Annotated in this window: 8 protein-coding genes; 5 read left to right on the forward strand and 3 right to left on the reverse strand. The window is 57.1% G+C overall.

Annotated elements, in window-relative coordinates; translation table 11 throughout:
* Window position 1: 1 nt before the first annotated feature.
* Together ACHQGU_RS14470 and secA are read right to left on the reverse strand one after the other, a co-directional pair.
* On the reverse strand, window positions 2-751 hold the full coding sequence (locus ACHQGU_RS14470) for a YebC/PmpR family DNA-binding transcriptional regulator (RefSeq protein WP_062141372.1): 750 nt from the start codon (window positions 749-751) through the stop codon (window positions 2-4).
* Between the two features lie 34 nt (window positions 752-785).
* Window positions 786-3,509 (reverse strand): preprotein translocase subunit SecA, encoded by a 2,724-nt coding sequence (secA, locus tag ACHQGU_RS14475; protein WP_062272320.1) that lies wholly within the window; start codon window positions 3,507-3,509, stop codon window positions 786-788.
* A gap of 236 nt (window positions 3,510-3,745) precedes the next feature.
* Here secA and ACHQGU_RS14480 point away from each other — a divergent pair, with 236 nt between their 5' ends.
* The 5 genes from ACHQGU_RS14480 (at window position 3,746) to ACHQGU_RS14500 (ending at window position 10,172) form a co-directional block, all read left to right on the forward strand.
* Complete coding sequence (locus tag ACHQGU_RS14480) at window positions 3,746-4,690, forward strand: peptidylprolyl isomerase (protein WP_062141377.1); 945 nt, start codon at window positions 3,746-3,748, stop codon at window positions 4,688-4,690.
* Window positions 4,691-4,759: 69 nt separating this feature from the next.
* The gene (gene argJ / locus ACHQGU_RS14485) at window positions 4,760-6,004 is read left to right on the forward strand and encodes a bifunctional glutamate N-acetyltransferase/amino-acid acetyltransferase ArgJ (RefSeq protein ID WP_395495461.1); all 1,245 of its coding nucleotides are present in this window, start codon (window positions 4,760-4,762) and stop codon (window positions 6,002-6,004) included.
* Window positions 6,005-6,037: 33 nt separating this feature from the next.
* On the forward strand, window positions 6,038-6,679 hold the full coding sequence (locus ACHQGU_RS14490; RefSeq protein WP_062248646.1) for an RDD family protein: 642 nt from the start codon (window positions 6,038-6,040) through the stop codon (window positions 6,677-6,679).
* Between the two features lie 138 nt (window positions 6,680-6,817).
* Window positions 6,818-9,421, forward strand: coding sequence for a mechanosensitive ion channel family protein (locus tag ACHQGU_RS14495; RefSeq protein WP_395495462.1), 2,604 nt, complete (start codon window positions 6,818-6,820; stop codon window positions 9,419-9,421).
* Window positions 9,414-10,172, forward strand: a complete 759-nt coding sequence (locus ACHQGU_RS14500) for a 2OG-Fe dioxygenase family protein (RefSeq protein WP_395495463.1) — start codon at window positions 9,414-9,416, stop codon at window positions 10,170-10,172. The genes ACHQGU_RS14495 and ACHQGU_RS14500 overlap by 8 nt, the downstream gene beginning before the upstream one ends.
* Window positions 10,173-10,260: 88 nt before the next feature.
* Here the strand turns inward: ACHQGU_RS14500 and ACHQGU_RS14505 are convergent, their stop codons facing one another.
* Window positions 10,261-13,530 (reverse strand): Hint domain-containing protein, encoded by a 3,270-nt coding sequence (locus ACHQGU_RS14505; protein ID WP_395496449.1) that lies wholly within the window; start codon window positions 13,528-13,530, stop codon window positions 10,261-10,263.
* Between the last annotated feature and the right edge of the window lie 404 nt (window positions 13,531-13,934).

Raw genomic sequence — 13,934 nt, forward strand, 5'->3', positions numbered from 1 at the left:
GTCAGGCTGACAGCTTTTCAGCAAGCTCGTCTGACAGATCAAAGTTGGCATAGACGTTCTGCACGTCGTCATGATCTTCCAGCACGTCCAGCAGCTTGAACAGGGTCCGGGCCTTTTCTTCATCAAGGCTGACCGTATTTTCCGGACGCCAGTCCAGCTTGGCACTTTCCGGCTCACCAAAGCGGGTTTCCAGAGAATCCCGGACGGTGAAGAAGGCTTCGACCTCACAGGTGATTTCATGCGTCGTGTCGGAAGAGACGACGTTTTCCGCACCGGCTTCAATCGCGGCTTCCAGCATCTCATCTTCAGACGCAACGGACAGCGGATAGGTAATCACACCCAGACGACGGAACATGAAGGAAACGGAGTTGGTTTCCCCCAGAGAGCCACCGTATTTGGAGAAGGCTGCGCGCACATCAGACGCCGTACGGTTGCGGTTGTCGGTCAGACCTTCAACAATCACAGCCACACCCGCCGGGCCGTAACCCTCGTACCGCACTTCAATATAGTCTTCACCACCCGCAGCGCCGGACGCCTTTTTAATGGCGCGGTCAATGGTGTCCTTGGGCATGTTGACATCACGAGCGGCCGTAATGGCGGACCGCAGGCGCGGGTTGGATGCCGGGTCAGGCAGGCCGGAGCGGGTCGCTACAGTCAGTTCGCGGATGATCTTGGCAAACTGCTTGGACCGCTTGGCGTCCTGCGCGCCCTTGCGATGCATAATGTTCTTAAATTGGGAATGACCCGCCATTTTCTCTTACCCTGTCCGTCGGCCCCGGCGCGTCTTAAACCAGACGGCCGTGGCAATGCTTATATTTCTTCCCTGACCCGCATGGGCATGGTGCGTTGCGCGGTGTTTCCCCCCAGCTTGAGGGATCATCCGGCATGATTGCACTTGCACCGATGGGCGTTGCCATTTCCGGGGCGGCTCCGGGGGAAAGACCGGGGCCGGCCTCAGATGCAAATCCCGGAATTTCTGGGCTGGCGTGAATTTCTGCCGTGTTGGCAAACGGGTCCACAGTTTCCTGCGGTGCCACTTCTACCCGCGCCATCAGAGAGACCACACGCTCGCGCATTTCTTCCAGCATGATGGTGAACAGCTGGAAGGCTTCGTGCTTGTACTCGTTCAGCGGATCTTTCTGGCCATAGGCGCGCAGACCAATCCCCTGACGCAGCTGATCAAGCGCATGCAGATGTTCTTTCCACACCCCGTCATAGGTGGTCATCAGCACCTGTTTTTCAATAAAGCGCATCAGATCCGGGCCGAGGTTGGCAGCACGGGCAGCCTGTGCCTGTATGGCAGCCTGACTAATCCGGTTGGCCACTTCCTCAGCGTCCATCCCGTCTTCTTTCGCCCAGTCCGCAATGGGCAGATCCAGCGCCAGAGTTTCCTGCGCGGCCTTGGTCAGCCCCTCGACATCCCACTGCTCAGCAAAGGATTTTTCGGGGATATGGCGGGCGACCATGGCATCCACCACATCTTCCCGCGCTTCATTAACAATACCGGAGACATCTTCCGTCGCCATGTATTCCCGGCGCTGCGCGTAAACTTCCTTACGCTGGTCGTTCATCACGTCATCATATTTGAGCGTGTTTTTGCGCATGTCGAAGTTGCGGGCTTCGACCTTCTTCTGCGCCCGTTCCAGCGCCTTGCTCAGCCAGGGGTGAACAATGGCTTCCCCTTCCTTCATGCCCATTTTCTGGAACATGCCGCCCATACGGTCAGACCCGAAAATCCGCATCAGGTCATCTTGCAGGGAGATAAAGAAGTGTGAGTTACCCGGGTCACCCTGACGGCCAGCACGACCACGCAGCTGGTTATCAATCCGGCGGCTTTCATGCCGCTCGGTGCCGATCACAAACAGACCGCCTGCTGCTTTGACAATATCATGGTCGCGCGCAACGCGCTCCCGGATTGCCTGCGCCGCGGCGTCGCGTTCCGGCCCCTCTTCCATGCCGTCCAGCTCCTGGCCGATCAGCATTTCCACGTTGCCGCCCAGTTTGATGTCCGTCCCACGGCCCGCCATGTTGGTGGCAATGGTAATGGCACCGGGAGCCCCGGCCTGTGCGACAATCTTCGCTTCCATTTCATGGAAACGGGCGTTCAGCACGTTATGGGGGATGCCTTCCTGCTTCAGCAGTTCAGACAGCGCCTCACTTTTCTCAATGGACGTGGTGCCGACCAGAATAGGCTGGCCGCGCTCATGCACCGTGTTGATCAGCTTGACGACCGCGCCGAACTTTTCGGCTTCCGTCAGATAGATCTCGTCGTCTTCATCCTTACGGGCCACCGGACGGTTGGTGGGAATTTCCACCACATCCAGCTTGTAGATTTCCGCAAACTCGTCGGCCTCGGTCATGGCCGTGCCGGTCATGCCGGAGAGCTTGGGGTAAAGACGGAAGAAGTTCTGGAAGGTAATGGAGGCGAGCGTCTGGTTCTCCTGCTGAACCTCCACATGCTCCTTGGCTTCCAGCGCCTGATGCAGGCCATCGGAATACCGGCGGCCTTCCATCATACGGCCGGTGAATTCGTCAATAATGACGACTTTCCCGCCCCGCACGATGTAGTCCACATCCCGTGAGAACAGCGTATGCGCCCGCAGGGACTGCTGCACATGGTGCACCACGGCAACATGATGCAGGTCATACAACCCGCCTTCATCCAGCACACCAGCGGCGCGGAGCAGTTCCTCAACCTTGTCGGACCCGGCATCCGTCAGCACAACGCTGCGGAACTTCTCATCCTTGTCAAAGGTTTCAGGGTCCTGCACCAGCTGCGCGACGACTTCGTCCACAGAGCGGTAGAGGTCTGAGCTGTCTTCAGCCGGGCCGGAGATGATCAGCGGGGTCCGCGCTTCGTCAATCAGGATGGAGTCCACCTCATCCACAATGGCGTGGTAGAAGGGGCGCTGAACCATCTCTTCCAGGCGATATTTCATGTTATCGCGCAGGTAGTCGAAGCCGAATTCGTTGTTGGTGCCGTAGGTGATGTCCGCGGCGTAAGCTTCCCGACGCGCTTCATCCGGCATGTTGGGCACAATTGTGCCCGTGGTCAGGCCAAGAAAATTATACAGCCGCCCCATCTCGGCGGCGTCACGTGCGGCGAGATAATCGTTCACCGTCACCACATGCACGCCTTTACCAGCCAGCGCGCTGAGATAAACGGCCAGCGTGGCGACAAGAGTCTTGCCCTCACCGGTGCGCATTTCGGCAATCTTGCCTGCATGCATCACCATGCCGCCAATCAGCTGCACATCAAAGTGGCGCATCCCCAGCACACGGCGAGACGCCTCCCGCGTGACAGCAAAGGCTTCTGGCAGAAGGTTATCCAGAGTAGCCCCTTTGGCCAGCCGTTCCCGGAATTCTCCGGTTTTGGCAGCCAAAGCAGCGTCGTCCAGCGCCTGCATTTGGGGTTCCAGGGCGTTGATTTCCGGCACGCGGCGCTGGAACATCTTGAGCGTCCGGTCATTGGCAGTGCCGAACAGGGCGCGGACGAAGCTTGCGAGCATGAAAACCTTTCCGGGACAATGCGCGATTTCTCCTGTTTTCCATCCGGAACCAGACCGGCGAAAACATGAGGAGAACATCAGCATGGAGTGGCTCGGCTGCAAAATAGGACCCGGACCCGTTTCGGTCAACCAATCAGCCGTGTTTCTTCCCTCAGGGCAGGTCAGAGGGCTTGCAGGGCAGAATAGCCTCCTTCATAGATGATTGAGCAATTTTCCTTTGTTTAAGGTTTGTCCTCATGCGTTTTTCCACCAAGGCCTCAGCTCTTGCAGCCACGGCCCTGATTGCCTCAGCCGTTCTTTCTGCACCCTCTTTTGCAGCCCCGGCTACGGCCCCGGCAGCAGCTCCTGCCCCGCAGGCCTCAGCTCCCGCAGCTCCCCCGGCAGATCCCAAGGCGGTTGTCGCGACAGTCAACGGTGAGAAAATCACGATTGCGGACGTGCAGGACGCAGTCGGCAACATGCCTGACCAGATGCGTCAGCTGCCCCCCAACGTGATCTACCCGATGCTGATCAACCAGCTGGCAGACCAGAAAGCCATCCAGATTGCCGCCCACAAGGATGGCCTGGACAAGTCTGCTGAAGTGAAAAAAATCATGGATGCCGCTGCAGCCAACGCCCTGCAGAACGCCTGGCTCTCCCGCGAAGTCATGCCGCACCTGACAGATGCCGAGATTCAGGCTGACTATCAGCAGAACTATGCTGGCAAGCCGCCGGAACAGGAAGTGCATGCCCGCCATATTCTGGTGAAGACGGAAGCCGAAGCACAGGACGTCATCAAGAAACTCAAAGCTGGTGAAGACTTCGCCAAGCTGGCTGCTCAGGTATCCACCGATACGGGCAGCGCCAAGCAGAATGGCGGCGACCTCGGCTGGTTCAAGAAACAGGACATGATCCCGGCGTTCTCCGATGCCGCTTTCGCCATGAAAAAGGGCGAAATCAGCAGCACTCCGGTCAAGAGCCAGTATGGTTTCCATGTTATTCAGGTGCTCGACACCCGCACGGACCCGATCCCGTCTCTGGATTCCGTCAAGGGCAAGATCCGTCAGTCTCTGATCCAGAAATACGTGCGTGAAGCCGTCGCCAAAGCAACCGCAGGCGTCAAGATCGTGCGTTTTGACCCCACCACTGGCAAGCCGCTGCCGGACGCTCCCGCTCCTGCCGCTGCCCCTGCAAAAAAATAATTTTCACTCCAGACTGACCAGCCCCGCCAGCCTGCTGGCGGGGTTTGCCGCTTCCAAGGACTTCGCGTTATGGCGCACGCTCTCCCCGTCTCCCCCCTCGCTCGGCCTCTTCCGGAACTGAAGGAGGTGCGCGGGGTGCGCCTTGGCGCAGCTGAAGCTGGCATTCGCTACAAAGGCCGGACTGATCTTGTTCTGGCTGAATTTGCACCGGGCACCACGGTGGCCGGTGTCTTTACCCGTTCCAAATGCCCCGGCGCACCGGTTGACTGGTGCCGTGACAGCCTCCCCACAGGGGAAGCCCGCGCCCTCGTGGTCAATGCCGGGAACGCCAATGTTTTCACCGGCCGCGCGGGCCGTGAAACCTGTAAGGCCACGGCTGAGGCAGCCGCCCAGCTTGCTGGCTGCACGCCGCAGACGGTTTACCTCGCCTCCACCGGCGTTATTGGTGAGATTCTGCCGCATGAGCGCATGACGGCGGCCCTCCCGGCCCTGCATGACGCACTCTCTGAAAATGGCTGGGAAGCCGCCGCCCGTGGCATCATGACCACAGATACCTTCCCCAAAGCCGCCGTGCGCACCGCAAAGCTGAACGGCACGGATGTCATTATTCAGGGTATCGCCAAAGGCAGCGGGATGGTCGCACCAGACATGGCCACCATGCTGGCTTTTGTCGCCACCGATGCCGCCCTGCCTGCCTCTGTTCTGCAAGCCCTGCTGTCCGAAGGGGTCAAAACGACCTTCAACTGCATTACGGTTGATTCGGATACCTCCACCTCGGACATGGTGCTGCTGTTTGCCACCGGTGCTGCTGGCAATGATGAGCTTTCCGCCAGCACGCAGGCCAACGCCGCAGCCCTGACGGATTTCCGTGAAGCCCTGCAGGCCGTGCTGCATGATCTGGCCCAGCTTGTTATTCGTGATGGCGAAGGGGCAACCAAGCTCATGACCATCACCGTAACCGGTGCCGTTTCTGACGACTCCGCCTGGCGCGTCGCCATGGCCATTGGCAATTCTCCGCTGGTGAAAACCGCTGTCGCCGGGGAAGACGCTAACTGGGGCCGTGTCGTGATGGCCGTTGGCAAATGCGGAGAACCCGCAGACCGCGATACGCTGTCCGTCTCCATCGGCGGTGTGTGCATTGCGCGTGAAGGCACTGTTGTGCCCGGCTATGATGAGACGCCGGTTGTGGCACACATGAAGGGTCATGAAATCGACATCGACGTGAATCTTGGCCTCGGCGATGGCAAAGCCCGCGCATGGAGCTGTGATCTGACCCACGGCTATATTGATATCAATGGATCATACCGGAGCTGACCGCGCTTTATCGCGCTTTAAGGAACAGGCCTGATGTCTTCTTCCGCTTTTCCTCCCGGCTGGGGGCAACCGTCTGGCGCACAAAACGGGGCAGGTTTCCCACAAGGGAATGGTAGCCAGCCTGTCTGGATTTATGCCGGGTTCTGGTGGCGCGTCTGGGCCTTCCTTATCGACAGCATTATCCTCACTGCGATGGATGCCGTTCTGGGATATTTCATCCTGCCGGACTTCAAGGTCCAGTGGGAAGAACTCCCCATCCCTGACAGTTCCGGCCAGACCGTGGATGTGGTGGACATTGCGCAACGCGTGCAGCCTGACACCATTTCCGTGCTCATCCCCCATATTCAGGTCGGTCACTGGCATCTGCCGGGGCTCCTGATGGCGCTGGTGCCGGCCCTGTATTTCATTTTGTTTGAGTCCTCCCGCTTCCGCGCCACACCGGGCAAGCGGTTGTGTCAGCTGGAAGTCACCACCCTGCAGGGTGAGCGCATTTCCATTGCGCGGGCGACTGTGCGGTTCCTGATCAAGGCGTTCATCTCCTTCCCCTTCTTCCACATTGGGGTGCTGATGGTGGCCTTCACGCGCCAGAAACAGGGACTGCATGATCTGATTGCCGGAACGCTGGTCCTTCGCGCGGAAAACAGCCAGATCGTCACGTTCGACCGCCGGATGTAGTCCCCCATCTGGCGGCACATCAGGCCTTCGGCTGCGCACCTTGTTACCGCCAGATTTGCCCCTTACCATTTCTTCACACAGGGGGCCTGTAGTGTGCCCCTTTCCTGACCGACATTTTAAACAAGGATACGGCACGCCATGGCGGCAGAGAGCCTGCACCAGAGCACGACCCGAGCCCTCACGGCTTCTCCACCTTTTTCTCTAGCCAGATTTGCCCTCGGGCTTTGCTTTGTCTGCCTTCTGGTTTTCGGGATTGCGCCCCGGCTGAGCAGCCAGGCTCTGGCCGCTGATACGGCGCCTGCCGCCGCTCCGGCAGCAGGAGCCTCCACAGGGAACCTCAGCCGTCAGGATGCGGAACAGCTCCTCAGCGTTCTGAATGACCCCAAGAAGCGGCAGGATTTCACCAATACCCTGACGCTCATGGCCAAAGGCCTGCCTGTTGCACAGCCCGCCGCAGCGCCTGCCGCCAAAAAAGACAATCCTACCGCTGTGATTGACAGTGACGTCAACTCCGAACTGGACGGTCTGACGGCTGCCATGCGGGGTTACACCCAGAACTTTACGGCGCTGTTCAAGGATCTGCGGTCAGTCGGCACGTGGTTCCATCAGCAAATCAGCAATCCGCAGTCTCGTCAGACTCTGATTGATGCGTTCAGTCGCGCCCTGATCATCATGCTGGTGGCTCTTGCTCTGGAACGGGCCACAAGCCTGCTGCTTAAAAAGCCACTGAATTCTGTAACAGCCCACGCCGAAACGCGTGAGCGCAAACAGGAAGCCGCCGTTGCGGTGGAAAATGTGCAGGCTGCCACCTCCACCCCGGATGGTGACAACACCAAAACCCGCGCCGATGACCAGCGTCGCCGTAATGAGGTGATGCGTTACCTCATCCGGGTTCCTTACAATGCTCTGCATTTCCTGCTCAAGCTGCTGCCCGTCGCGGTCTTCCTGGGCCTGGGTTATCTGGGAGCGGAATTCCTGACGACCACCCAGCAGGCCAGCACCGTCACCATCACACTGACCAACGCTTACGTGGTGGCCCGCTGCCTGTATCTGCTGGTTGAAACCGCTCTGGCGCCCCGTTCCCCCGCTATTCGTCTGGCTCCTGCCAAAGATGATACGGCACGGATGCTTACCCGCTGGTGGAACGTGCTGGTGGCCGCGCCCTCACTGGTCATCTGCCTGTCTACACTAGGGAGCGAGTTTAATCTGGCTCCGCGTGGCACGGAAGCCATGCTGCGCGCGGTGGTGCTGATCCAGCATCTGATTATTGCCGCGTTCATCTGGCGGGTCCGGCATATTGTGGCCAATGCGCTCCAACCCTCCGACAACATGCGCAAAAAAGCCTTCTGGGCCTTTGTGGGCACCATTGCGCGCTTCTGGTGGATTCCGGTCCTGTTTCTGGATATCGCGCTGTGGTTCGTCTGGGCGGCACACCTGAAGGGTGGGTATCAGTGGATTCTGCGCGGCACGGGCCTGACCTTTGCCTTTCTGGTCCTGTCCCGTCTGGTGGCGGTGCTGGCCTATGGCATGCAGGACCGTCTGTTTCGGATTAGTGATACGGTTGAGGCGGAATATCCCGGCCTGCAGAAACGGGCGGATTATTACTACCCGTTCGTGCGCCGTGTGCTGACCATTGTCATTGTGTTCATGACCTGCGTGATCATCGCGCAGAGCTGGGGCCTGCCGAGCTTCCAGTTCTTCTTCCACTCTCCGCTGGGCTCACGTCTGGTCGGCGCTGCCCTCAGTCTGGCCATCGGGGCAACCATTGCTGCACTGGCGTGGGAAGTCATCAATGGTCTGCTGAACAAGCAGATCGACCGCTATACCTCATCCGCTCAGGCCTCCCGCGCGACACGTCTGCGCACGGTGCTGCCCATTATCCGTACCGTGCTGCTGGCCATCATCATCATCGTGGTCTCGGTCACCACCCTCTCGCAGATTGGCATTAACGTCACACCGCTGCTGACGGGTGCGGGAATTATGGGTGTGGGGCTGTCCTTCGGTTCCCAGAGTCTGGTGAAGGACGTTATCACCGGCTTCTTCATGCTGGCGGAAGATGCCATTCAGGTCGGCGACTGGGTCACCACCGGGGGCGTTTCCGGCACGGTGGAACATCTGTCCATTCGGACGCTGCGTGTGCGCTCCATTGATGGTGACCTGCACATCATCCCGTTCTCTTCCGTCACGTCCATTGCCAACACAGGGCGCGGCTTTAACCAGATTATCGTCAAACAGGTGCTGGACCTGAGCGAAGACTCCGTGAAAGTCGCCAAGCTGATGGCCAGCGTTGTGGCCCAGATGCGCACTGAGGACGCCTTTAGCCACATGATCTTCTCGGATTATGCCGATCTGGGTGTGGATAAGACGGACAGCAACGGCGCTGTGCTGGTCGGTGCCATCAAAACTGCCCCGATGATGAAGTGGAAGGTGCAGCGTGAATTCTACCGCCGTCTGGCCAACCTGATGGTCGAAGCCGGGGTGAAATTCTACACACCGACGTCCTATTACACCACGCCGCCGGGCAACAGCATGCATCTGGCTGTGGACGATGTGCCGGATACCATGACGCCAGCCGCCCATGCGCAGCAGCCTAAGCCTGTTGCCCCTGAGCCTGTGCCTCAGCCCTCCGCTGAAGAAAAAAAGGCGATTGAAGCCGCAGAAAAATCTGACACAGGCCTGCAAAAGCCTGAAGATGAAAGCTCCCCTGCTGCTGCTTTTGGAGAAGGTCCGCCCCATGCCTGACGCCCGCCCACACTCCCTCCCGCCAGCGGCCTTAAAACCGCTGGAAGCCCTTGAAGCACCGCTTGGTCAGAACGGTTTTGCCTATGAGCAGGCCGCTGCCATCCGCCCGCTGCTGGAGCAATTCGGGATGGAGCGATGGGAGGAATTTGCAGAAAGCTGGAATCATCTGGGAGTTGATCGCTACATGGCGGATGGCGGCCGTTACCGCCGCCGCCGCCACGCGACCTTCACCCTGACGGAAGACCAGATTCTGAGAAAGCCGCATCAGCCGCATTATCAGAGCCGGGATTACAACACGCTCAATGGCGGGATTGAACGCTGGTTCAAGGCCATTACTCCCGCCATGGTAGAGCACCCGGCGCTGCTCGCAGTGCTCCGGCTAACGCAGCATATTGCGGATGATCTGACGCCGCAGACGCAGCGCCCTGTGGCCTGGCATGCGGAAGTGCATCAGTTCCGGATTGAAGCAAGCCCGGACTCAGCCGGGCGCCCCACCCCGGAAGGGCTACACCGGGACGGCGTGGACTGGGTGTGTGTGATGATGGTGCGCCGGGAAAATATTGCCCGAGGCGAAACGACTATTCACGATCTTAACCGCCAGCCGGTTGGCAGCTTTACGCTGACAGACCCGATGGATACGGCGCTGGTGAATGACAGCCGGGTTTATCATGGTGTGACGCCGGTCCAGCCGGTTGACCCGACCCACCCGGCCTATCGGGACGTTCTGGTCGTCACCCTCCGGCACGAATAAGCCAGAGCCCGCAAAAGAAGCATCCCATAAAAAACAGGCCCTGCCCTTCAGGGGAGAGCCTGCTTGCCAGCACTAAAAAATCTAAAAATCAGGCAGAACGGACGTTCGTTTCTGCAGCCTGCCTGGGCTGGACAAGGTAAGGTCCAGCGGTCCGGATCATTATGGAGAGAATGCCCATTTTGCCCCTGGTAAGATAATCACCCAGTGGCAGCACAGCATTCCCATTGGTCCATGCGCAGTCCGTCTCATCGCTCTCATACCAGCCTTCAGGTTTCTCCGCCCGAAGATGAGAGGTGATAGCGAACTGCTCCCTGGCGCACAGCAGCCGCACGTCGGCAACGGCCACCCCCATGCAACGACGATCATCCACAAAAGGACCAACCACATCCGCAGGGCGACTGGCACGAGAAACAAGGCGAACGGATTTTGTTTCAGGGGGCAGCATGAAGCTGTACTGCTGCCCCTTGTGCCGCATTGAGCGAAGAATTGTCCCGGTATCCGTGATCAGATGCAGATCCGGATCAAGGGTGGTTTCAATATCTTCCGTCTGAACACAGCGGCCCGCAACAGAGTTTTTGCGCAATTCCACAGAACGGAACAGCGGTTCAACAAAAGATCGCTCAACACACAGCGGTGCCGCGGCATGATCTGCCCACGTGCGCTTTTTCCCACCCAGCCGGACCACCGTGCCTTCCTGACGGAAGGAAGCGCGGTTGCCAGTATCCAGATAGCTTTCAGTCAGCATGCCATCGGCAGTAATAACAGAATGCTGCTCTGTTTCCACATGGTAGTAGTCATAAGAGGTAATGGACTTATCGTAGAAAATGGAAACACCGTTGACCAGCATACGGGCTGGCACAAATTTTCCTTCAAAGAACAGGCAATGTTCTGCAGTGATCAGCATATCCTTGTAAGGCACGCCCTCAGCAATCGCATCTTTGAGAATACGCACAGGATATCCTGCTTCGTCATCCCGTAGATCCGTACGCACCGTAGCCTGAGCTTTGCCAACCCAGACAACCGGACGGGTAACGTATTTGTTGCTCTTCCAGTCGAAAGTCACAACGTCATAACCAATCGTAAGATTTTCGACCGCAACATCCCCTGCGGACGTACGAATCATGCTCCCGCTCAGGAAGCACACTTCGTAAATCAGATTACCATCTGTCCCTACGACCAGCGAATTGCCAAGGCTGGAGGCGTTATCAATCTCTAGCCCTATAGCATGACCATTTTTCAGATTGATCCACACGCGGTTAGCATCACCAGAATCATAGGCTATGCCGACAACATCTCCATCTTTGACGCCATCCAATACGATGCCGTCGGAGTCTCCCGCGGCTGCGCCATCAAAACCAGAAATGACGGTGTTAACAATTCCGCCATATGACAGACCGGAAATAACCAGACCGGTATTCTTCTCCCCATCCATCACAATGGTACCACCAGCATTTGAATAAATACTGGCCTGGCCGCCACTTTGCAGGGAAAGGGTCCCTGAAAGGGTCCCCCCACTCTCAATGGAAACGTAGCCGCCATTATTGACGGTTGCACCCGTAAGCTGGCCGCCTGCACTCACAATCGCGCTTGCTGTATTATTAATTGTGAGGTCAGAAAGCGTGCCGCCCGCATACGCATAGGCGTAGCTACCATCATTAATTGTGGCACTGATGGATACGCCGCCCTTACTAACATATTCCGCAGCGGCATTGTTAAATGTCGCATTATAGGAACTTGCCCCAGCGGAAATTGCTTCAAAAGCCAGAGACTGACCGTTAGGGACTGTGCCGTTCCCTGTCAAAACACTGTTGGATGTTATTGCGCCTGCATACAGCACCATAGTCCCGCCGGAAATGGTGGCACTCTCTACGGTCGCACTTGTAATAAACCCATGACCATTGGAAGCCAATGTGACATCACTCACTGCACCTTTGGATACAGTAAGCGTACTTCCGTCCTGGAAGCTCGCATTACTGAGCGTACCGCCAAAAACGCTTACGCCACCGTTTCCATTCGTAAGATTGCTGCCACTCCCAGTAATATTTGCAGCAGAGCCACTCTCATAAAGATTGATAAAGCCGCCCGTGTTGATGTTAAGCGCCGAAACGCTACCGCCGGAAACATCAAAACCACCGCCATTGTCTGCAACCATACCAGAAACAAGGCCACCGGATACCGTGATGATCCCGCTCTGAATGGCACCCCCATTCATTGTCCCGCTATCGTAAACAGTCCCGTAGCCACTGATAATTTTAGCATCAGATGCCAAGCCACCAGCCGATACAATAATATTGGCATTTGAGGTGAGAATTTGGGCGGAAATGCTGGTGCCGCCATCGTCTACATATTCGGTGCCGCCACTTTGAACGATATCAGAGGTCGCGGTGCCACCAGCAGAAATATGAACATATCCGCCACTTTGTAACGAGGCCGACGCTAGATGTCCGCCGTCAAAAACGTTTATGCCACCGCTTCCGTTTGTTGCTGAGACAACGGTTGCACTCCCGCCTGACAGATTAATGATACCACTCTGAACCGTCGTATCCGTAAGGTCACCGCCGGTGTAAACATTCACGACGCCGGCTGAAAGAATTGTCTGTGAAGCCTTACCGCCAGAAAGATTTAAGGTCGCATCGTCCGCCTCTAAAGTGGCGGATAGACTTGATCCCCCACCATGAACATCCATAACACCCTTTGTCTCAATGACGGCACTTTGTGCTATGCCGCCCGCCGAAACCTGAATGGCACCGCCAGAGACAGCACTGGCGACAGAAACGGTTACGCCATTTTCAATCTGAACTATGCCGCTATCTGTCGCGGTCGCGTTGCTGACCCGGCCGCCAGAAATGTCAGCATAGGTATTTGTCCCGGATACGGTGAGACCGTTTAACGTCGCGCCGTTATAGATGCCAATCCAGCCCCCGTTTGCAGCAGTCCAGTTTGTACCGTTTCCCCCGTTGGAAAGGTACGCATGGCCAGCATCAACAGTAAGATCAACAGCGCTACCCCAAACAGTTTCCTGCCCGCCTGTGCCAGCGACATCGCCAGACGTTGTGCCACCTGCAGAGACCAGGATATTCGCGCCGTCCACCGCGGACGTGAAGCTCGCCTGACCTCCTGATAAAACATTGAGCGTTGCGGCAATATTATCCTTAGAATCACCGCCAAAGAGATACGTGCTGACAGCACTTCCGGAGTTATAAACATCTATATAAGCCCCAGACCCAGCACTCACATTGGAGGCGATACCTCCTGCACTCACAAATAGTCCAACGCCGCTTTGAACTGTTCCACCGTTCCAGGTCGTAGCGTTACTGGCATCACCGCCAATAGTCGTGTCGGACAAAATATCAGTCATATTTCTTATCTTTTCCAAATAATATTTTTACTGCTGTAATATTTTTTTAGCAGTAATGAAGAGAGTGCTTTCAAACTGTCGCGGCGCATCTGCAGGCCATAATTACCAGAGGAAAGCATGGATCAAAGTGCTCTTTTAGATTATGCCGGCACGCAAAGCCTCCCCCTCATCCCTTTTTCAAGAAAACCATTGCCTGTATCTCGTTCTGTCAGACGCAGACACCAAGACCTGCATACAGGCTTGGGAAATAAAATCCGATAAATTTGGTTGCAATCATAGCGAATGACCCCGGCCCCAGCCTGCGGAATTACCGGAAGAGTTTTTAGCTTTGATGATTTTACGGAATCAGGATTTCCGTCTTCTGCTAAAAATGATGACCGGCCAGACGCACATAGCGCTGTATT

The sequence above is a fragment of the Acetobacter sp. KSO5 genome (assembly GCF_044094635.1).
GTDB lineage: Bacteria > Pseudomonadota > Alphaproteobacteria > Acetobacterales > Acetobacteraceae > Acetobacter > Acetobacter cerevisiae.

Bases quoted from the DNA above. Each gene is read 5' to 3' on its own strand.
- ACHQGU_RS14470 (WP_062141372.1), bottom strand. From the start codon at position 751: ATGGCGGGTCATTCCCAATTTAAGAACATTATGCATCGCAAGGGCGCG.
- secA (WP_062272320.1), bottom strand. From the start codon at position 3,509: ATGCTCGCAAGCTTCGTCCGCGCCCTGTTCGGCACTGCCAATGACCGG.
- ACHQGU_RS14480 (WP_062141377.1), top strand. From the start codon at position 3,746: ATGCGTTTTTCCACCAAGGCCTCAGCTCTTGCAGCCACGGCCCTGATT.
- argJ (WP_395495461.1), top strand. From the start codon at position 4,760: ATGGCGCACGCTCTCCCCGTCTCCCCCCTCGCTCGGCCTCTTCCGGAA.
- ACHQGU_RS14490 (WP_062248646.1), top strand. From the start codon at position 6,038: ATGTCTTCTTCCGCTTTTCCTCCCGGCTGGGGGCAACCGTCTGGCGCA.
- ACHQGU_RS14495 (WP_395495462.1), top strand. From the start codon at position 6,818: ATGGCGGCAGAGAGCCTGCACCAGAGCACGACCCGAGCCCTCACGGCT.
- ACHQGU_RS14500 (WP_395495463.1), top strand. From the start codon at position 9,414: ATGCCTGACGCCCGCCCACACTCCCTCCCGCCAGCGGCCTTAAAACCG.
- ACHQGU_RS14505 (WP_395496449.1), bottom strand. From the start codon at position 13,530: ATGACTGATATTTTGTCCGACACGACTATTGGCGGTGATGCCAGTAAC.